This window comes from Streptomyces sp. NPDC059166, assembly GCF_042755185.1.
In the GTDB taxonomy this organism is placed as follows: Bacteria; Actinomycetota; Actinomycetes; order Streptomycetales; family Streptomycetaceae; genus Streptomyces.
Genome location: NZ_JBHZCI010000067.1, coordinates 1 through 18,952, shown reverse-complemented (window position 1 = coordinate 18,952; position 18,952 = coordinate 1). Strand labels below are relative to the sequence as shown.

The 18,952-nt window shown below is 73.7% G+C and carries 15 protein-coding genes; 5 read left to right on the top strand and 10 right to left on the bottom strand.

Translation table 11 applies throughout. The features are described from left to right. Nucleotides 1-120 precede the first annotated feature (120 nt). On the bottom strand, nt 121-477 hold the full coding sequence (locus ACFXOA_RS31100; RefSeq protein WP_385035328.1) for a hypothetical protein: 357 nt from the start codon (nt 475-477) through the stop codon (nt 121-123). 182 nt (nt 478-659) lie between these two features. Between ACFXOA_RS31100 and ACFXOA_RS31095 the strand changes: the two genes are divergently transcribed. From ACFXOA_RS31095 to ACFXOA_RS31085, 3 genes are all read left to right on the top strand, one after another. Further along, on the top strand, nt 660-4,418 hold the full coding sequence (locus tag ACFXOA_RS31095; RefSeq protein WP_385035326.1) for an ABC transporter ATP-binding protein: 3,759 nt from the start codon (nt 660-662) through the stop codon (nt 4,416-4,418). 108 nt (nt 4,419-4,526) lie between these two features. After that, the gene (locus tag ACFXOA_RS31090; RefSeq protein WP_385035324.1) at nt 4,527-4,955 is read left to right on the top strand and encodes a hypothetical protein; all 429 of its coding nucleotides are present in this window, start codon (nt 4,527-4,529) and stop codon (nt 4,953-4,955) included. Nucleotides 4,956-5,032: 77 nt separating this feature from the next. Next, the gene (locus ACFXOA_RS31085) at nt 5,033-6,514 is read left to right on the top strand and encodes a S28 family serine protease (RefSeq protein WP_385035322.1); all 1,482 of its coding nucleotides are present in this window, start codon (nt 5,033-5,035) and stop codon (nt 6,512-6,514) included. Between the two features lie 72 nt (nt 6,515-6,586). Here the strand turns inward: ACFXOA_RS31085 and ACFXOA_RS31080 are convergent, their stop codons facing one another. Both ACFXOA_RS31080 and ACFXOA_RS31075 read right to left on the bottom strand, forming a co-directional pair. Next, entirely contained in the window at nt 6,587-8,428 is a 1,842-nt protein-coding gene (locus tag ACFXOA_RS31080; RefSeq protein ID WP_385035320.1) for a glycoside hydrolase family 3 protein, read from the bottom strand. Nucleotides 8,429-8,703: 275 nt separating this feature from the next. Beyond that, nucleotides 8,704-9,612, bottom strand: coding sequence for a LysR family transcriptional regulator (locus ACFXOA_RS31075; RefSeq protein ID WP_385035318.1), 909 nt, complete (start codon nt 9,610-9,612; stop codon nt 8,704-8,706). 97 nt (nt 9,613-9,709) lie between these two features. Here ACFXOA_RS31075 and ACFXOA_RS31070 point away from each other — a divergent pair, with 97 nt between their 5' ends. Beyond that, complete coding sequence (locus ACFXOA_RS31070; protein WP_385035316.1) at nt 9,710-10,615, top strand: EamA family transporter; 906 nt, start codon at nt 9,710-9,712, stop codon at nt 10,613-10,615. An 8-nt stretch (nt 10,616-10,623) separates the two neighbouring features. Here ACFXOA_RS31070 and ACFXOA_RS31065 read toward each other — a convergent pair whose 3' ends face one another. From ACFXOA_RS31065 to ACFXOA_RS31035, 7 genes are all read right to left on the bottom strand, one after another. Next, the gene (locus tag ACFXOA_RS31065) at nt 10,624-11,409 is read right to left on the bottom strand and encodes a sugar phosphate isomerase/epimerase family protein (protein ID WP_385035314.1); all 786 of its coding nucleotides are present in this window, start codon (nt 11,407-11,409) and stop codon (nt 10,624-10,626) included. A 106-nt stretch (nt 11,410-11,515) separates the two neighbouring features. Beyond that, nucleotides 11,516-12,115 carry a GAF domain-containing protein gene (locus tag ACFXOA_RS31060; protein ID WP_385035311.1) on the bottom strand — a complete coding sequence of 200 codons (600 nt, stop codon included), beginning with the start codon at nt 12,113-12,115 and terminating at the stop codon, nt 11,516-11,518. Next, nucleotides 12,096-12,965, bottom strand: coding sequence for a S8 family serine peptidase (locus ACFXOA_RS31055; RefSeq protein WP_385035309.1), 870 nt, complete (start codon nt 12,963-12,965; stop codon nt 12,096-12,098). The genes ACFXOA_RS31060 and ACFXOA_RS31055 overlap by 20 nt, the downstream gene beginning before the upstream one ends. 3 nt (nt 12,966-12,968) lie before the next feature. Further along, nucleotides 12,969-16,127, bottom strand: a complete 3,159-nt coding sequence (locus tag ACFXOA_RS31050; protein WP_385035307.1) for an adenylate/guanylate cyclase domain-containing protein — start codon at nt 16,125-16,127, stop codon at nt 12,969-12,971. Between the two features lie 107 nt (nt 16,128-16,234). Then, complete coding sequence (locus tag ACFXOA_RS31045) at nt 16,235-16,480, bottom strand: aroma-sacti cluster domain-containing protein (RefSeq protein ID WP_385035305.1); 246 nt, start codon at nt 16,478-16,480, stop codon at nt 16,235-16,237. Continuing rightward, nucleotides 16,477-17,211 (bottom strand): iron-containing redox enzyme family protein, encoded by a 735-nt coding sequence (locus tag ACFXOA_RS31040; protein WP_385035303.1) that lies wholly within the window; start codon nt 17,209-17,211, stop codon nt 16,477-16,479. Before ACFXOA_RS31040 ends, ACFXOA_RS31045 begins: the two co-directional genes overlap by 4 nt. Continuing rightward, a complete protein-coding gene (locus ACFXOA_RS31035; RefSeq protein ID WP_385035301.1) occupies nt 17,208-18,305 on the bottom strand; it encodes a radical SAM protein in 1,098 nt (365 codons plus the stop codon). Before ACFXOA_RS31035 ends, ACFXOA_RS31040 begins: the two co-directional genes overlap by 4 nt. A 322-nt stretch (nt 18,306-18,627) precedes the next feature. On the opposite strand from ACFXOA_RS31035, the gene ACFXOA_RS31030 reads away from it, so the two are divergent. Next, nucleotides 18,628-18,783, top strand: coding sequence for a hypothetical protein (locus tag ACFXOA_RS31030; protein WP_385035299.1), 156 nt, complete (start codon nt 18,628-18,630; stop codon nt 18,781-18,783). Nucleotides 18,784-18,952: the final 169 nt, after the last annotated feature.

Below are 18,952 nucleotides of genomic sequence, written 5' to 3'. Positions count from 1 at the left end.
TTTTTTTTTTTTTTGTGTTGGGGGGGGTTGGCCGGGGGGTTTGTTTGTTTTCCCCCCCCCCCCCCCCGTCCGCCCCCCCGGCCCGGGGGCCCGCCCCCCCCCCCCCCCCCACGGCTCCTCTCACTCCGCCTTCGCGATCTCCTCCCGCTGGGCGGCCACGCCCGCGTGGAAGCTCTCCACGAGTGCCTGATCGTGCTGCCCACCGGGCAGCGCGTGCCCGGCCGGGAGCAGGTCGGGGATCGACCGGAACAGTGCGGCCGCCCGAGTACCGGCCCCCCGGTTCCTGGCCGCCAGCAGGTACTTCCCCGCCGCGTGCAGGTGCTCGGTCAGGTGCTTCACCGGCTGCACGGCGAGCTTCCGCAGTACGTCGGGCCGGCCGAGCGAGTGGTGTTCGCCCACCGCGAGCCGCTCAAGCTCCGCCAGCACGGCGTACAGCCGGCCCGCGAGGTGTGCCTCCGCCGCCTGGTCCTTCGCCATGTCCGTCCCCGTTCGCCTGCCGCCCCGCGTCCGCGGAGCCCGGGCATTCCTACCCCTCCGGTCCTAGGACCATCCGCCGAGCCACCGGGCCCATCGGCCGAGAATTGTTGCGGACGGATGAAATCCGCTACCGCCCGCGTTGGGGACATGCGGTAGGCAAGGCGGGCGACGCAGGAGGCACGGTGGCAGGCGAGGATCAACAGGGATGGGGCCGGAGGCTGACCGGCTACGCGTGGCGCTACCGGCGCAACGTCGTGCTGGCCCTCGGGTCGTCCCTGGCCGGCATGGGTGTCATGGCGGTCGTCCCGCTGATCACCAAGGTGATCATCGACGACGTCGTCGGCGACCACACCCGCTCCCTCGGCGTGTGGACCGGCCTCCTGATCGCCGCGGCCGTCGTCGTCTACGCCGCGACCTTCGTCCGCCGCTACTACGGCGGCCGGCTCGCCCTTGACGTCCAGCACGACCTGCGGACCGAGATGTACGGCACCCTCACCCGGCTCGACGGGAAGCGGCAGGACGAGCTCTCCACCGGGCAGGTCGTCGGCCGCGCCACCAGCGACCTCCAGCTGATCCAGGGCCTGCTCTTCATGCTCCCGATGACCATCGGGAACATCCTGCTCTTCCTGATCTCCCTGGTGATCATGGCGTGGCTCTCGCTGCCCCTGACCATGATCGCCCTCGCCGTCGCACCCGCCCTCTGGTTCATCGCCCGCCGCTCCAAGGCCCGCCTCTTCCCCGCCACCTGGTACGCCCAGAGCCAGGCCGCTGCCGTGGCCTCGGTGGTCGACGGGGCCGTCTCCGGCGTCCGGGTCGTCAAGGGGTTCGGCCAGGAGGAGCAGGAGACCGGCAAGCTCCGTGAGGTCAGCCGCAGGCTCTTCGCCGGCCGGCTCCGCACGATCCGGCTGAACTCCCGCTACACGCCCGCGCTCCAGGCCGTGCCCTCGCTCGGCCAGGTCGCGATGCTCGCCCTCGGCGGCTGGCTCGCCACCCGGGGTGAGATCACCCTCGGCACTTTCGTCGCCTTCTCCACCTACCTCGCCCAGCTCGTCGGCCCGGTCCGGATGCTCGCCATGGTCCTCACCGTGGGCCAGCAGGCCAGGGCCGGGGTGGAGCGCGTACTGGAGCTCATCGACACCGAGCCGTCCATGACCGACGGCACCAAGGTGCTCCCGTCCGACGCCCCCGCGAGCGTCGAGTTCGACGACGTCCGCTTCGGCTACGGCAGCGGGGACGACACCGAAGACGGGGCCGGTGAACGCCTCGTCCTGGACGGCTTCTCCCTCACCATCGAGCCCGGCGAGACGGTCGCCCTCGTCGGCGCCTCCGGCAGCGGCAAGTCCACCGTCTCGCTCCTGCTGCCCCGCTTCTACGACGTGTCGCACGGCGCCGTGCTCGTCGGCGGCCACGACGTCCGGGAGCTCACCCAGGACTCGCTGCGGGCCGCCATCGGGCTCGTACCGGAGGACAGCTTCCTCTTCTCCGACTCCGTCGGCGCCAACATCGCCTACGGCCACCCCGGTGCCACCCAGGAGCAGATCGAGAAGGCCGCCAGGGCCGCCCAGGCCCACGGCTTCATCACCGACCTGCCCGACGGGTACGACACCAAGGTCGGGGAGCACGGGCTCACCCTCTCCGGCGGCCAGCGCCAGCGCGTCGCCCTCGCCCGCGCCATCCTCACCGACCCCCGGCTGCTCCTCCTGGACGACGCCACCTCCGCCGTCGACGCCCGCGTCGAGCACGAGATCCACGAGGTGCTCGCCCAGGTCATGGAGGGCCGCACGACCCTGCTGATAGCGCACCGGCGGTCCACGCTCGGCCTCGCCGACCGCATCGCCGTGCTCGACCGGGGCAGGCTCGCCGACATCGGCACCCACGAGGAGCTGGAGCGCCGCTCCGCCCTCTACCGCAGGCTGCTCACCGACCCGGACGAGCTGGGCGGCACCTCCCCGGGACACCGGCCGAAGACGGTCGCGGCGGAACCGGAGGACGACCGGGCGCTCCTGGAGGAGCTCGACGCCGAGTTCGACGCCGAGCGCGGGGTCACCCCGGGGCTGTGGATCCGCAAGGAGGAGCAGCGCGACACGGCGGCGGCCGGCATGCCCGCGACCCCCGAGCTCCTGGCACAGGTCGACGCCCTGCCGCCCGCCACCGACGTACCCGCCGTCGACGAGGCGAGCGCGGTCCGCCCGGAGAAGTCCTACGGCCTGCGCAGGCTGCTGCACGGCTTCGGGCTGCCGCTGCTCGTCAGCCTGGGTCTGGTGGCCACCGACGCGGGCATGGGCCTCCTCCTGCCCGTGCTGATCCGGCACGGCATCGACGACGGCGTCACCAAGATGGCGCTCGGCGCGGTCTGGGCGGCCGCCGCTCTCGGCCTGCTCGCCGTCCTCGTCCAGTGGGCGGCCCAGATCGGCGAGACCCGGATGACGGGCCGCACCGGTGAACGGGTGCTGTACTCCCTGCGCCTCAAGATCTTCGCTCAGCTCCAGCGGCTCGGGCTCGACTACTACGAGCGCGAGCTCACCGGCCGGATCATGACCCGTATGACCACGGACGTCGACGCACTGTCCACGTTCCTGCAGACGGGCCTGGTCACCGCCTTCGTCTCGCTGGTCACCTTCTTCGGCATCACGGTCGTGCTGCTCGTCCTCGACGTCCAGCTGGCCCTGGTCGTCTTCGCGACGCTGCCGGTGCTGATCGTCGGCACCTTCTTCTTCCGCCGCAAGAGCGTCAAGGCGTACGAGCTCGCGCGGACGCGCATCAGCGTCGTCAACGCCGACCTCCAGGAGTCCGTCGCCGGGCTCCGGATCGTGCAGGCCTTCCGCCGCGAGCGCGACGGCGCCGAGCGGTTCGCGGCGCGCAGCGACGAGTACCGCCAGGCCAGGGTGCGCGGGCAGTGGCTGATCTCGGTGTACTTCCCCTTCGTCCAGCTGCTCGCCTCTGTGGCGGCCGCCGCCGTGCTGATCGTGGGCGCCGGACGGGTCGACGACGGCACGCTCACCACCGGCGCGCTCGTCGCCTACCTGCTCTACATCGACCTGTTCTTCGCGCCCGTCCAGCAGCTCTCCCAGGTCTTCGACGGCTACCAGCAGGCCAGCGTCTCCCTCGGCCGGATCCAGGAACTCCTGCGCGAGCCGACCTCCACCGCCGACCACGACGAACCCCAGGACGTGCCGTCGCTGCGCGGGGAGATCGCCTTCGAGGACGTGTCCTTCGCCTACGCCGAGGACGAGGAGGCCCTCACCGGTGTCGATCTGCGGATCCCGGCCGGCCAGACCGTCGCCTTCGTCGGCGAGACCGGGGCGGGCAAGTCCACCCTGGTCAAGCTCGTCGCCCGGTTCTACGACCCGACGAGCGGGCGGGTCACCGCCGACGGCACCGACCTGCGCCGGCTCGACAGGACGGCGTACCGGCACCGGCTCGGAGTCGTCCCGCAGGAGTCCTACCTCTTCGAGGGCACGGTCCGCGACGCCATCGCCTACGGGCTGCCCGACGCCTCGGACGCCCAGGTGGAGGCAGCGGCCAGGGCGGTGGGCGCGCACGACATGATCGCCACCCTGGAGGGCGGCTACCTCCACGAGGTCGCCGAGCGCGGCCGCAACCTCTCGGCCGGGCAGCGCCAGCTGATCGCGCTCGCCCGCGCCGAGCTCGTCGACCCGGACATCCTGCTCCTGGACGAGGCGACCGCCTCCCTGGACCTGGCCAGCGAGGCCCAGGTCAACCAGGCGACCGACCGGCTCGCGGGGCGGCGCACCACGCTGGTCGTCGCGCACCGGCTGACCACCGCCGCCCGCGCGGACCGGGTCGTGGTCATGGACCGGGGCAGGGTCGCCGAGGACGGCACCCACGACGAACTGCTCGCCAGGGGCGGCCTCTACGCCCGGCTGTGGCGCACCTTCATAGGAGAGGGCATAGGGGAGGACGCCCCGGCCGGGGTGTGACGTCCTGCCCGTGACGCCGGAGCGGAACCCGGAACCCCTTCCCCCGCGTCGTACACCCGTGCGCACCCATGTCGAAGGGGCGCACGGGTGTACGGAGAGACGGATGGGGTGGACGGAGTGACGGGACCGCTGAGGTCATCGGAGCGGCGAACGGCCGGGCTCCGCGGGGCGGCGACGCTGCTGGCCCTGCCGCTGCTGGGGGCGCTCGGCCTGGTGCTGGGCCCGGCCGGGAGCGGCGGGGCCCAGGCCGCGTCCGCCTGCTCCGGACGGCTGGTCAAGACGGTGACCTTCTCCACCGGTTCGCTGCGCGTCCACAAGTCGCGCTCCTACGCGTGCGCCGTCGCCGTCGCGAAGAAGCCGGGGGTCAGGCGTGCGATGAAGGTGTCGTTGCAGCCTCGCGGCGGCCGGTGGGTCACCGACAGCGGGCGGTTCACCACGCTGGCCGGTCCGGTCACGGTGCACGCGCTGAACCGCTGCGTCCGCGTCTCCGGTTCCGTCGGGGGCGCCTCGGGCGCGACCGGGTGGATCCTGTGCTGACGCGTGAGTGGGTCTGGCGAGACGGGTGTGGCGCCCGCTAGGTTCACGGCCACTGTCGTGAATCAAGGGGAGGGTGCATGCGCAAGGCGCTCAGAGGCATTCTGTCGCTCGCGGTGCTCATAGGCACGGTGAGTGCGACCGGGGCCTCGGCCGGAGCGGCCACCGCCGCGGAACCGGCCGCGAAGCAGGGCGGCGTCACCAGCGGCATCGAGAGCAGCAGCAAGGACATCAAGGACCGCATCCTGGCCATCCCGGGCATGAGTCTGATCGAGGAGAAGCCTTACCCGGGGTACCGCTTCTTCGTCCTGAACTACACCCAGCCGGTCGACCACAGGCACCCGTCCAAGGGCACCTTCCAGCAGCGGATCACCCTGCTGCACAAGGACACCAGCCGGCCGACCGTCTTCTTCACCAGCGGCTACAACGTCTCGGTGAACCCCAGCCGCAGCGAACCGACACAGATCATCGACGGCAACCAGGTCTCCCTGGAGTACCGGTACTTCACCCCGTCGCGCCCCGCCCCCGCCGACTGGTCCAAGCTCGACATCTGGCAGGCGGCCAGCGACCAGCACCGGGTGTTCACCGCGCTGAAGCGGATCTACTCCGAGAACTGGCTGACCACCGGCGGTTCCAAGGGCGGCATGACCGCCACCTACTTCGAGCGCTTCTACCCGAAGGACATGGACGGCGTCGTCGCCTACGTCGCCCCCAACGACGTGGTCGACAAGGAGGATTCCGCCTACGACCGCTTCCTCTCCAGGGTCGGGACGAAGGAGTGCCGCGACCGGCTGGGCGGTGTCCAGCGCGAGGCCCTCGTGCGGCGTGAGCCGCTGGAGAAGAAGTACGCGGAGTACGCGGCGGAGAACGGGCTGACCTTCGACACCGTCGGCACCCTCGACAAGGCGTACGAGGCCGTCGTGATGGACTACGTCTGGGCGTTCTGGCAGTACAGCCTGCTCGCCGACTGCGAGTCCATCCCCGCCGACGCCCCGAACGCCACCGACCAGGAGATCTGGGACTCCATCGACGGGATCTCGGGCTTCTCGGCCTACGCCGACCAGGGGCTGTCCAACTACACCCCGTACTACTACCAGGCGGGCACCCAGCTCGGCTCGCCCGACATCGAGCAGCCCTGGCTCGGCGGCCTCAGCCGCTACGGCTACCAGCCCCCGCGCACCTTCGTGCCGCGCTCCATCCCGATGAAGTTCGACCCGTCGGCGATGCGGGACGTGGACAGCTGGGTGAGGAACCACGCCGACCACATGATGTACGTCTACGGAGAGAACGACCCCTGGGGCGCCGAGCGCTTCCGGCTCGGACGGGGCGCCCGGGACAGCTACGTGTACACCGTGCCCGGCGGCAACCACGGGTCCAAGGTGGCCGGTCTGGTCGCCGACGAGAAGGCGAAGGCGACCGCCGCGATCCTGCGCTGGGCAGGTGTCGCACCGGCGGCCGTCCAGGCCGACCCGGCGAAGGCGAAGCCGCTCGCGGCGTACGACGCCCGCCTGGACGTCCGGGACGCCGAACTCCGGAGGGACCGGGGCACCCTGCGGCCCTGAGCGACCGCGGCCCTGAGCGGCTGTGCCCCGCCCGGTGGGATCTCCACCGGGCGGGGCACAGCCGTTTCCGCCTCAGGTGCGGCGGTACGACAGCCCGTAGCCGACCGGGTACAGCGACTGGGCGGGGGCGTCTGCGCGCTGCACCGGCACCGGAAGCCGCCCCTCGGGGCGGGCCCGCCCGGCGATGACCCGTACGGCCGCGCGCAGTTCGACGTCGGTCCAGGAGTACGCCGCGAGGCTCGCGGCGGTGCCCGAACCGGCCAGCTGGGCGATGTCGTACGGATTGCGGATCGCCAGGGTGATCACCGGGACCCCGGTCGCCACGAGCTCGCCGACCAGGGTGCGCTGGGAACTCGTCGCCGAGACGTTGTACGTGCCCACGACCACGGCATCCTTGCCCTGGGCGGCCGCCACCGCCTCCGCGATCTTCGACGCGGACGGCGCGGTGCCGGTGGGGAGCGCGGTGGCCACGAACCCCAGCTCCTCGAACGCCCCGGCGAGCGTCGTCGTCGGCGGGCCGGTCGTCCCGGACGGGGACGCCGGATCGGCGCCCACCACCAGGATGTTCCGGTGCGACCTGCGGGAGAGCGGCAGCAGCGAACCCTTGTTGGCCAGCAGGGTCGTGGTGCGCTCGGCGATCCTGTCCGCGGCGGCCAGGTGCGACCGGACGCCCACGGTTCGGTCGACGTCCCGGTGGGTGACGAACGGGTCGTCGAACAGGCCCAGTTTCGTCTTCAGCCGCAGGATGCGCAGGATCGATTCCTCGATGCGGGCCTCGCTGATCTCGCCGTCCCGTACCGCGTTCAGCACGGCGTTCCAGGCGACGTCGAGGTCCGGCGGGTTGAGGAGCTGGTCCACGCCGGCCAGCAGGGCGAGAACGGGGACCCGTTCGTCGCCGTACTTGGTGCGCACCCCCTCCATCCCGAGGGCGTCGGTGACCACCACCCCGTCGTAACCGAGCTCCTCGCGCAGGATCCCCGTGAGGATCGGGTGCGAGAGGGTGGCCGGGTCCTCCGACGGGTCCAGGGCGGGCACCACGATGTGCGCCGTCATGATCGAGTCGATACCCGCGGCGACGGCCGCCCGGAACGGCGGGGCGTCCAGCTCCTCCCACTGCTCCCGGGTGTGGGTGATGACGGGCAGACCGGTGTGGCTGTCGGTGCTGGTGTCGCCGTGACCGGGGAAGTGCTTGGCCGTCGAGGCCACGCCCGCGCTCTGATACCCCTTCACCTGCGCGGCGACCAGAGAGGCGACCGAATCCGGGTCGGAGCCGAAGGAGCGTACGCCGATGACCGGATTGGCCGGGTTGACGTTGACGTCGGCGTCCGGGGCGTAGTTCTGGTTGATGCCCATGGCCGCCAGCTCGGCCCCGGCGATCCGCCCCGCCTCGCGCGCGTCGGAGCGTGAGCCGCCCGCGCCGAGCGCCATCGCTCCCGGCAGCAGCGTCGCGGGTTCGCCGACCCGGCAGACGATGCCGTGCTCCTGGTCCGTGGAGACCAGCAGCGGCACCGGGGTGGGGCCGGCCAGCCCGGCCCGCTGGATGCCGTTGGACAGGTCGGCGATCTGGTGCGGGTCGCGGGTGTTGTGCGCCCAGGCGAAGTAGATGATGCCGCCGACGTGGTATTTGGCGATCAGCTCGGCGGCGTCACGGACCCCGATCTCGGCGAGGTTGGCGTCCACGTCCGCCTGGTCGGGCTCGGTCGCGGTGTGCCCGTACACCCGCATCACGAAGAGCTGGCCGACCTTCTCCTCCAGGCTCATCCGGGAGATGAGCCGCTTGAGACGGCTGTCCGTGGAGGCGCGCGGCCCGGCGGCCAGGGCGACGCCGGGCAGAGCGGCGGTGCCGGTCGCCGCGGCCGCGACGGTGGCGGCCGTCGCGGTGAGGAGGGTGCGTCTGGAGGTGCGGTGGTGCACGTGAGCCCCTTCCGGTGCTGAAAGAAACTTCCAAGAAGGTACGGATATATGGAAAGTAACTACCAGTCAAGGGGGCGGTCGACGAAAGGCCGGGACACGCGGGAGCCGGGTGAAGCCTGCCTGCACGGCGCGCCGGAGCGTCCGCGCGGTCCTCCGGTGCAGGGCGTGGGGCGGCACCGCGCGGGCCCGGGGCGGTTCCTCCGGCTGCCACCGGCCGCCGGGGCGCGGGGCGGGGCCGTCAGTCGAGACCGGCCGCCGGGGCGCGAGGCGGGCCGTCAGTCGAGACCGGCCGCCGGGGCGTGGCCGCGCAGCGCCGACACCGCCGCGATGATCGCGGGCCGCCGCGCCGCCTCCGTGCGCCACAGCGCGTACAGCCGCCTCACCGGCACGGGATCCAGCCGGACGGCGACCACGCCCGGCGGCAGCGGTCCGCGTCCCAGCCGGGGGATCATCGCCACCCCGAGCCCGGCGGCGACCAGCGCCAGCTGGGTGTGGTTCTCCTCCGCCCGGTGCCGGATGTCGGGCTCGCACCCCGCCGCCCGCATCGTCCGTACGAGCCAGTCGTGGCAGACCGTGCCGGGCGGCTGGCACACCCAGCGTTCCCGGCCCAGCTCCTCCCGGCGTACCGCCTCCCGCCCGGCGAGCGGATGCCCCTCGGGCACCAGCAGGTCGCAGCGGTCGTCGCCCAGCACGGCCTGTGCGACGCCCTCGGGCGCGGGCAGCGGACTGATGTCCCAGTCGTGGGCGACGGCGAGGTCGATCACCCCCTTGGCGACCAGGTCGACCGAGAGATGCGGATCGACCTCGTTCAGGCGGGTCTCCAGTGCCGGGTACTCCCGGCCCAGCTCGGCCAGCACCCCGGGCAGCAGCCCGCGTGCCGCGGTGGCGAACGCGGCGATGGACAGCCGCCCCGTCGGCTGCCCCCGGCGCTCCTCGAGGTGCGTCTCGGCCTGTTCCACGATCGCCAGGACCTGCTGTGCGGTGGAGGCGAGATGGATCGCCTCCTCGGTCAGCGCCACCCCGCGCCCGCGCCGCTCCAAGAGGGTCGTACGGGTCTCCCGCTCCAGCTTGGTGATCTGCTGCGAGACCGCGGAGGCGGTGTAGCCGAGCGCGGCGGCCGCTCCCGCGACGGAGCCGTGGACGGAGACGGCGTGCAGGGCGCGCAGCCGGGACAGATCGAGCACCGGAACCCCCTGGGAGCGGAAGCGTGAGCGATGCTTAATCCAACCATGAAGAAATCGGCGCTGGTGCTACATGGTCCCGGCGCCGGATGCTCGTCGCATGCGTCCCCTCCACATCGCCCTGGCCGCGCTGGTCGCCGCCGTCTGGGGTGTGAACTTCGTCGTGATCGAGCTGGGCCTCGCCCACTTCCCGCCCCTGCTTTTCTCCGCCCTGCGGTTCCTCGTCGCCGCGCTGCCCGCCGTGTTCCTCGTCGGCAGGCCCACCGTGGCCTGGAAGTGGATCATCGGGGTGGGTCTGGTCCTGGGGGTGGCCAAGTTCGGGCTGCTCTTCATCGGCATGGACCAGGGGATGCCAGCCGGGCTCTCCTCCCTCGTCCTCCAGGTGCAGGCCGTCTTCACCGCCCTCTTCGCCGCCCTGGCCCTCTCGGAGCGGCCGGGCAGGACGCGCGTCATCGGGATGGGGGTGGCGCTCACCGGTATCGGTGTCGCCGCGGTCGACGAAGGGGCGGGCGGACCCGTGCTCGCGTTCGCCCTGGTGGTCCTTGCCGCGGCATGCTGGGGCGTGTCCAACGTGATCACGCGCAAGGCGGCTCCGCCGGACTCCCTCAACTTCATGGTGTGGGTCTCGACGGTCCCCGTGCTGCCGCTGCTCGGCCTCTCCCTCCTGTTCGAGGGATGGGACCGCGACACCGCGGCACTGGGAGCGCTCGACTGGACCGGCGCCGGAACCATCGTCTACGTCGCGTGGATCTCCACCGTCTTCGGCTTCGGAGCCTGGGGCTTCCTGCTCCGCCACCACCCGGCCTCGTCCGTCGCCCCCTTCACCCTGCTCGTGCCCGTCTTCGGGATGTCCTCGGCCGCGCTCCTCCTCGGCGAGTCCATCAGCCCTCTGCGCTGGTGCGCGGCGGCCCTACTGGTCGGTGGGGTCGCCCTGACCTCGCTGGGCGGCAACCGCCGGCCGGCCGTCGCCCCTCCGGTGCCGGCACCGGAGAAGGCCGGCGTCTGACCGGGCGCCTACTGCTTCGGAGCACCGAGCCGCAGGATGTGCTCCCGGCCGGCGGCCAGCAGCTCCGGCAGCCGCGCCGCCTCGGGGTACCAGCGCTTCTCGTACTCCCAGCAGACCCAGCTGTCCTGGTCCAGCACGTCCAGGCACGCCTTCAGCGGGAGCACACCGGCCCCCAGGGCCAGCGGTGTCGTGTCCTCCGCGGACGCGATGTCCTTCACCTGCACGTATCCCAGATGCGGGGCCAGCACCGCGTGGCTGGCCGCCGGTTCCTCGCCCGCCAGCCAGGTGTGCATCACGTCCCAGAGCGCCCCGATCCGGCCGTGGCCCACGGTGCCCACGACCCGGGCGACGTCCGCCCCCGCGCGGTGCGAGTCATGGGTCTCCAGCAGGACGCGCACCCCCAGGTCGGCGGCGTGCGGCGCGGCCGCGCCCAGCCGGCGGGCGGCGGCCGCGTCGGCCTCGGCCGGATCCTGGCCGCCGCCGGGGAACACCCGGACATTCGAGGCGCCCAGGTCGCGGGCCAGCTCCACCAGCTGGGCGATCCCCTCGACCACCGTCTCGTCGTCCCCCGGGGCCGCCACCTTCACATATCCGGCCACGGTCAGGATCTCCACCCCGCCCCGCTTGAACTCCTCGGCGACAGCCGTCCGTTCGAGCGCCGTCAGGCCCGGGTGCACCGGCTCCTCCGGGTGGGCGCGGAGCTCCACCCCCTGGTACCCGTGCTCCACGGCGAGCCGGATCACCTCGGAGACGGGCAGCCCCGGCACTCCGAGGGTCGAGAAAGCGAGCTTCACGGTGTGTCCTTCCACTGGATTCGGCACGGGCACGGCCCGGCACTCCTCGGCTCCTGCCCGACCGGCCGCCGGCCACTCCCGTGCGACGCACAGCGTACGGCCCCCCTCAGCCGGCGCCCCGCAGCAGGCGTTCGAGGCTGCCGAGCAACTGCAGGGCGTCCTCACGCCGTTCCCCGTCCAGCGTCCGCGCGCCGGTGCCCGGGGCGTGCGCGCCGGCCACCCGCAGGGCAGCCGCCGCCTGCCGGGCGAACATCGCCAGGAGATCCAGTTCACGGATGCCCGACCGGGCCTGGGGCGAGGGATCGAGCACCTCCAGCACCCCGAGGACGCGCGCGTCACTGATCAGCGGGGCGGCCATCAGCGCGTCGGGGACGTACCGGGTGGACTCTGCCAGCGAGCGGTCGAAGGACGGGTCCTGGCTCAGATCGTCCACCACCATCGGCTCGCCCGAGGTCGCCACCCACCCGGCGATGCCACGCCCGGCGGGGAACCGCCGCCCCACCAGGAACTCCTCGCCCTCCCCCGAGACCGCCTGGAAGACCAGCTCGTCGGCCTCCTCGTCCAGCAGGAAGACGGAACTGGCCGCCGCGCCGAAGATCGCGCGGGCCACGTCGACCACGGACTGGAGCAGCTCGCGCCGGGCGTCGTCGCCGGGAGGGGGCAAGGGGGACGAGGGGATCATGGCGTCAGTTCTCGGAGTCGTCATGGCTGTCTCCTGCCGCTGTGGAAGGACGCGGGACCGCGTGCACGTTGGCCGCGGACAGATAGAGGGCGTTCTTGAGCTGGAAAGCCGTCATCCGGGGGTGCCCGGACAGGACCCGGGCGCAGAGCCCGGCGACGTACGGGGTCGCGAAGCTGTTTCCCGTGGTGCGGATCGATCTGCCGCCCAGCCACGGCACGGACACGTTCTGCCCCGGCCCGAAGAACTCCACCGGGGGATCGGGGTTGTAGAGGTGGAGCTCGTCGTCCTCCTGGTGGCTGCCCACGGAGATCACCGAGGCGAAGCGCCAGGGAAAGCTCTCCACCGGCGTGTTGTGCGCCGATGCGACGATCACCGTGCGCCCGAAGTAGGCCCGGTCGGCGAGTCCGTGCAGCTCCTGGGCGAACCGGGTACGGGTCGTCGACAGGCTCAGGTTCACCACGTCGAAGCGCTGCTCCACCGCCCACCGCAGCCCGGCCATCAGCACCTCACCGGTGCCCGAGAAGCGCTCGCCGAGGACACGGACGCTGTGGATCTCGCAGTCCGGCGCGGTACGCCGGATGATCCCCGCGCACGCCGTCCCGTGCCCGCAGGTGTCGCCGGTCCCGGTCGGTTCGACGGTGACCTCCCCGCTCTCCGGGTCCTTGACCACCACCCAGGAACTCTTCACCTCGCCGACCAGCGGATGGTCGCGCTCCACACCGGAGTCCACCACACACACCCGCACCCCCCGCCCCGTCGCCTGCCGTGCGGGCAGGCCGCCCGGCGGGCCCTCGTCGGCGGGCACGGGGAGGTCCCCGGGCCCCCGCCCGCGCAGGCTCCAGGTGAGCCCCGCTCCCGCACCGGTGCCGCTCATCGGTCAGCTCCTCTCCGTCGTGGTGACCATGGCCTCGTCAGGCACGCACTCCGCCGCCCGCCGGGCCCCGGCCAGGTGCCCCTTGCTCAGGAAGTGCTCACCCGCCGCGCGCGCCGAGGCCAGGGCGGGAATCCGTCTCCCCAGTGCCAGCAGGGTCCGCGCCCGGTCCAGTTCGGCGATGGCCCGCACCAGGGGCGAGTCCGTGAGCAGGGACGCCCGTACGGCACGGTCCGCGAGGCCCACGGCCTGCGCCGGACGCCCGCCGGCTGCCGCCAGCCGGGCCCGCAGCCCGTCGAGGTCGACGGTGTCCGCGCGGCTCAGCTCCGGTGCCCCGACGACGTCCGCGATCCAGTCCGCCGCCGGACGGGGCCTGCCCGCGTCCAGTTCGATCCGGGCCGCCTCCAGGGCCACTGCAGTCCGCATGCCTCCCGCGTCGGCGCTCCTGGCCGCCGCGTCCGCCCGTGCCAGCAGGGCGAGTGCCTCCGGACCGTGGCCGAGGAGTGATTCCACCGCGGCGTGGAAGACCGGGAGGAACACCTCGGCCTCGGCGAAGCGCAGCTTCCCGGCCAGCTGCCGGGCATCGGCGAGGCAGGCGTACGCCTCGCGCGGGCGGTCCAGGAGTGCGTGGAGCACGGCCAGGGGGCAGTTGAGGGTCAGTCTGACGGTCGGCCGGCCCTCCCCGTGCGAGGAGAGCAGTTCACGGCAGCGCGCCACCGCCTCGGCGGCCGGCACCGGACCCCGCCACAGGGAGATGCCGATGGCGCCGAGGGCCGCGGCCCGCTCCGGCTCCGCACCCGCCAGTACCGCCTGCTCCAGGGCGCGCGCCTGGTCGCGCCCTGCCTCCTCGTGCCGGCCCGCCTGCTGCAGGTGCTGGGCGAGCCGCAGATGGGACCTGGCCAGGCCGAGCGCGTCCCCGGCCGCTTCGAAGACGGGAAGGACCGCCCGCGCCGTGGCGGTCACCCCGGGCCCCGGCCCCGCGGGATCCAGCACGGCCAGCGCCAGCGAGGCGTGCGCCGTCTCCACCGTCGCGTGCCCCAGGTCGCGTACCCGGCGCAGGAGTTCGGCCCCGCTCCCGGTCCGCCCGAGTGCCACCCGGACCTCGCCCAGGCGGCGTACCGCTGCCGCGTCGTCCCGGTCCAGCCGGACCGCCCGCTCCAGCAGGTCGTCCGCCCAGGCCAGGTCGGACCGGGCGGCGGCCTGGGCGCCCGCACGGCCGAGGGCACCGGCCGCGCGAGCCCGCAGCCGGCCGGTCCGTTCGTCGGCCAGCCCGAGCTCCGTGCGGTAGAGGACGGCGCGTTCGAGGTGGCCGCCGACCGCACCGTCCCCCGCGCGCAGCACCCCGGGCAGTTCCGCCGCCCAGGTGTGCCGGTCCGCCTTGGCCCGCTTGGACAGCGACGCGTACGTCACCTCGTGCACCAGCCCGCTGCTGAACCGGTACGCCGCGCCGTCCGGGCCCGCCGAGGGCGCCGGCTCCACCAGACGGCGCCGCTCCAGCGCCGCCAGGACCTCCTCCAGACGCCTGAGACGGTCGTCCCGGCCGGGGGAGGGGAGGGAGACCGCCGAGGCGTCCGGCCGCTCGGCCGGCCGGGCCCGGTCCTCCAGCAGCAGCAGTTCGGCCGCGGTGAACTCACGGCCGAGCACGGCGGCGAGATCGACGACGGTGCGTTCGGCGCGGACCAGCCCGCCGATACGCGCGCCGAGCAGCGCCTGGAGAGTGGGCGGCAGCCCCTGACCCTCCCCGCCGTCCTCCGCACCCCGGCCGTCCACGAGAAGCTGCTCCAGGTAGAGCGGATTGCCCCCGGCCCGGGCGAGGAGACGGTCGTCCACCGGCCGGGCCCCGCCGTCGAGCCGGGTCAGCAGCCCGGCGAGCAGCACGCTCTCCTCAGGAGGCAGCCCGGTGAGCTGAAGACAGCCGGTGGCGTCGGCCGTCCCGTCCGGGCGGCCCACGCAGACCATCAGCACCCCGGCGGGTCCGTCCCCCTCCGCCAGGCGTTCCAGCGTCCGGACCAGCAGGGACGCGGCCTCGTGCACGTCGTCCAGGACGAGCACGAAGGGCCGGTCGCGGGCAGCTTGCCCCAGGGCGGCCGCGAGCGCCGCGCACAGGTCCTCGAAGGGGGCGTTCGGCGTGCCGTCGCGCAGCAGCCCCCCGGACAGCAGGGCCGTCGCGTCGTCGGGGTCCCCGGCCGCCGGGACGGCCCCCTCCGAGGGGCCGGGCGTGGCGGAGAGCGCGGGAAGGCCCCGCAGCGCGTCGGCGAGGGGGGTGAGCGTGCCCCGGTCCCCGAAACCGCGGCACCGGCCGGCGCCGTAGCCGATGGCGCCTGCGGAGGCGCGCGGCGCCAGCCATTCGCGTACCAGCCGGGTCTTTCCGACACCGGGTTCCCCCGTCACGCGCAGCAGCACCGGGCGGCCCTCGCGGACCGTGCGCGCCAGCGCCGCGTCCAGCACCCGCCGCTCGGCGGCGCGCCCGACGAAGGGGACGTCGAAGCGGCGCAGCAGCGCCGGGTCGTCGGCGCCCAGCCCCAGCAGCCGGTAGGCCTCCACACTGTCCCGCTTGCCCTTCAGGCGGAGCGGGCCGGTCGGCTCGGCGGACACCGTGGGGCCCGCCGCGAGCAGGGTGTCCGGGCCGAGGAGGATCTCACCGGCGCCGGCGTTCTGCTCCAGCCGCGCGGCGATGTTGACGGTCTCGCCGGACACCAGGGCCTGACGGGCCGTCGCGTCGCCACCGGCCACCACCTGGCCCGTGTTGACGCCCACCCGGGTGGTCAGCCTGATGCCGAGGGTGGCGTCCAGTTCCTCGTTGAGGCGGTCCAGCGCCTCGCGCATGCCGAGGGCCGCGGCCAGTGCCCGCCGGGCGTCGTCGTCCCGCACCACGGGAACCCCGAACACCGCCATCACGGCGTCCCCGATGAACTTCTCCGGGGTGCCGCCCTGGGCCACGATCTGCGCGCTCATCGCCTCGAAGTACCGCAGCGTCACGGTGCGCAGGGTCTCCGGGTCCAGGGCGCCCGAGAGGGCCGTCGACCCGACGAGATCGCAGAACAGCACCGTCACCGGCTTGCGTTCGTCCTCCGCGGGGGCGGCGGCGACGGCGCACGGTGTTCCGCAGGACGAGCAGAACCGGGCGTCCTCCGGCAGGTCCTGGCGGCACATGGCGCAGTTCATGACGGTCCCTTCTCTCCGGGGGCACCGGACTCTCCGGGGCAGGCGGGAAAGCGTGTGCGAGGGCCGGTGCGGGCCGCCGGGCGGGTGGCCCGCACCGGCGGCACGGCTCAGAACAGGGCGCCGCCGGCGATCTCGCCGTGCGCCTGGACCTCCGGTTCCACCGCGTCCAGACGGCTCTTGATGTCCAGCAGCACCGCCAGTTCCTCCTCGGTGAGCTGACTGAGCACGAGGCGCTGCTCCTCGGTGAGCAGGTCCACCGGCAGACCCGCCTCGTACAACGCGGCGGGCAGGAGCGGCTGTTCGCCCTCATCCGGCGGGTGCGGGGCTCCGCCGGCGTCGGATGGTCGGTTCATGGGGTGACTCCCGTCGGTGAGAGGGATCCGGCTCCCCGTGGCGGCGGCGCCGTCACGGAGCGCCCGAGCCGGACGAATACCCGGGTGAGCGCGTCGAGGGAGTGCAGGGCGCCGACCGTCACGTCCGACTCCTGGCGCCGGGTCAGCGGCAGCCGGTCGAGGAGCGCGTACAGCTCGTCCAGGTGGCCCGTGTCCAGCGCGGCGTGCTCCCGCACCGTCCGCAGGGCGGCGTCCGGGAGGCCGGTCACGGCCGCGACCCGGGAGGTCAGGCCGGGAGCGGGGGCGTACCCCTCGAGGACGGCGATGTAGCCGAGCAGGACCACCGGGTGGTGGTGCTCGATCCAGTAGTACTGGGGGCCGGCCAGCTGGGCCACGAGCGGCGGGGGCATCGGGCCGAGCGCCTCGCCGGGCCGCCCGCCGGCCGCCCGGATGTCCTCCAGCAGCCAGGCGTCATGGCCCTCCTCCTCCCGGACGTGCTCCTGGAGGTACGCCGCCAGGGGCCCCGCCAGCGGGTCGCCGCCGGGCTCCAGGGCCCTGGCCCGCTCCAGCGCCCGGAGCATCAGCGGGACCGAGGCGCGGATGACCGCGTGCATCGTGCACAGATAGCGGTGGTAGCGCGGCAGCAGCTCCTCCGGGCGCCACATGTGCTCCATGGCGGAGACCAGGTCCCCGTCCAGCAGGCCGAGCGTCACCCGCAGCCGCTCCGAGGAGCTGGGGCCGGCGGCGCTCACCGGGACCCGCCCCCGCCGGCCGGCAGGACCGCTCCGTCAGCGACGACCAGGGGCGCGTACGCGGCGCAGCCGTGGCGCCGTACGACGCCCACCGGTCCGTCCGCCGCGCCGCGGCGGGCGGCCGCCAGGTCGAGCAGGGCGCCCGCCGCCCCCGACGCCACCGCGTCGGCCTCGGCGGCCGCCCGGCCGCCGGAACCGAGGGACCGGCAGCCGTCGCAGTAGGACGGACCGGCCGAGGGGACACCGGAGCGCGCCGCCAGGTGCGCGGGCCCGACCGTGCGGATCATGCGCAGCACCGGCGACTCCAGGGCGCGCCGGCGCACCGCGGCCCAGTCGTCGGAGCCGATGTGACCGAGCCTCAGATGGTCCGGTGCCGGCCGCAGGTCCACCGTGTCCTGGTTGCAGCAGGCCAGCACCGTCCCGTCGAAGGCGACGACCGGCCAGGCGGCCATGGCGCACGGGGACACCGAACCGGGCTCCGGGGCGGTACGGGTGGCCGCCGCCCAGGCGGCCGCCCTGCCGAACGGCCGCACCTCGTTGACCAGCGAAGGCACCTGGCCGTCGAACTCCTCGGCGACGGCGCGGGTGACGTCCGCGAGATACGGGTCGTCCGCCCCCGTGCCGGTGAGGTGGAAACTCACCGGCACACCGGCCTCCCGGATCCGGTGCACGGCCCGGAAGACATCGGTGCGGGAGACCTCCCGCTCGTGAGGGGCGTCCAGACTCGCGGAGAAGTGGTCCACCTTCCCGACCGCCCTCAGGACCGCGGCCGGGATCCGCCGGGAACGCGCGAAGAACATGCCGCTGAGCAGCGCGGTACGGGAGCCCGCGGCGCGCGCCCGGGCGCTCAGTGCCTCGACGAGCGACGGAAGCAGCAGCGGCTCGCCGCCGGTGAGCAGGACGACGTCGGGGCGGTTCTCCCGGGTGAAGGAACCGACGAACCTGACGAGCTGCCCGGGGTCGGGCTCCTCCCGTGCCAGCGGGGACGAGCCCGTCGAACAGTGGGCACAGCGCAGGGGGCAGCGCCGGGTGAGACCGATCAGCAGGCCGGCGGCGGGGAAGGGCCGGCGGCCGACGAGTTCGCCGAGTTCCATGCGGGGCCGCCTCCTTCAGAGGGCCGGGGCGCGTCGGGCGCGTACCCAGGCTCCACCGCACCGGTTCGGCGCCGGTCCACGACCGCTTCAGGAGCGGTATGGGCGCAGGCCGGCGCTGTGCCGTGGCCTCCCGGGCCCCGCCGCGTCATGGTGCGAACCCCTCCCGGGCTGGCGCGATACCGGTGCCATACCGCCGCCGAAGCGTCTCCCAGGCCGGCCCTCCTAACTTTCTCGGCAACGGCAGGCAGCAGCCCGCCGGACCGGACCGCGGGACTCCCGCCGGCCCCGGAACCAGCGCAGTGACGAGTGGACGGAGACCACCATGTCCGAGAACACCAAGCCCGCCGCCGACGACAACAACGAGACCCCCGAGGTCGAGGCGCACTCCGTGCTGGACCTCCAGGAGACCTCCGTCGACAAGGAGATCATCGCGGGCAGCTGCGTCAGCGTGATCAGCGTGGTCCTCGAGGAGAAGTGACCACGGCCGGGACCGCTCCACGGAGGCCGGGGCACGTCCCCCCGCCGTGGAGCCCGGCAGGCCGGTGATGTGGGGGGGGGGGGGGGGGGCCCCCCGCCCCCCCCCCCCCCCCCCGCGCCCCCCCCCCCCCCCCCCAACCCCCCCCCCCCCCCCCACCCGCGGGGGGGGA

What these genes read in the sequence shown, in the direction of transcription:
- ACFXOA_RS31100 (WP_385035328.1), bottom strand. Translation starts at nt 477, where the DNA reads ATGGCGAAGGACCAGGCGGCGGAGGCACACCTCGCGGGCCGGCTGTAC.
- ACFXOA_RS31085 (WP_385035322.1), top strand. Translation starts at nt 5,033, where the DNA reads ATGCGCAAGGCGCTCAGAGGCATTCTGTCGCTCGCGGTGCTCATAGGC.
- ACFXOA_RS31070 (WP_385035316.1), top strand. Translation starts at nt 9,710, where the DNA reads ATGCGTCCCCTCCACATCGCCCTGGCCGCGCTGGTCGCCGCCGTCTGG.
- ACFXOA_RS31060 (WP_385035311.1), bottom strand. Translation starts at nt 12,115, where the DNA reads ATGACGACTCCGAGAACTGACGCCATGATCCCCTCGTCCCCCTTGCCC.
- ACFXOA_RS31055 (WP_385035309.1), bottom strand. Translation starts at nt 12,965, where the DNA reads ATGAGCGGCACCGGTGCGGGAGCGGGGCTCACCTGGAGCCTGCGCGGG.
- ACFXOA_RS31050 (WP_385035307.1), bottom strand. Translation starts at nt 16,127, where the DNA reads ATGAACTGCGCCATGTGCCGCCAGGACCTGCCGGAGGACGCCCGGTTC.
- ACFXOA_RS31045 (WP_385035305.1), bottom strand. Translation starts at nt 16,480, where the DNA reads ATGAACCGACCATCCGACGCCGGCGGAGCCCCGCACCCGCCGGATGAG.
- ACFXOA_RS31035 (WP_385035301.1), bottom strand. Translation starts at nt 18,305, where the DNA reads ATGGAACTCGGCGAACTCGTCGGCCGCCGGCCCTTCCCCGCCGCCGGC.
- ACFXOA_RS31030 (WP_385035299.1), top strand. Translation starts at nt 18,628, where the DNA reads ATGTCCGAGAACACCAAGCCCGCCGCCGACGACAACAACGAGACCCCC.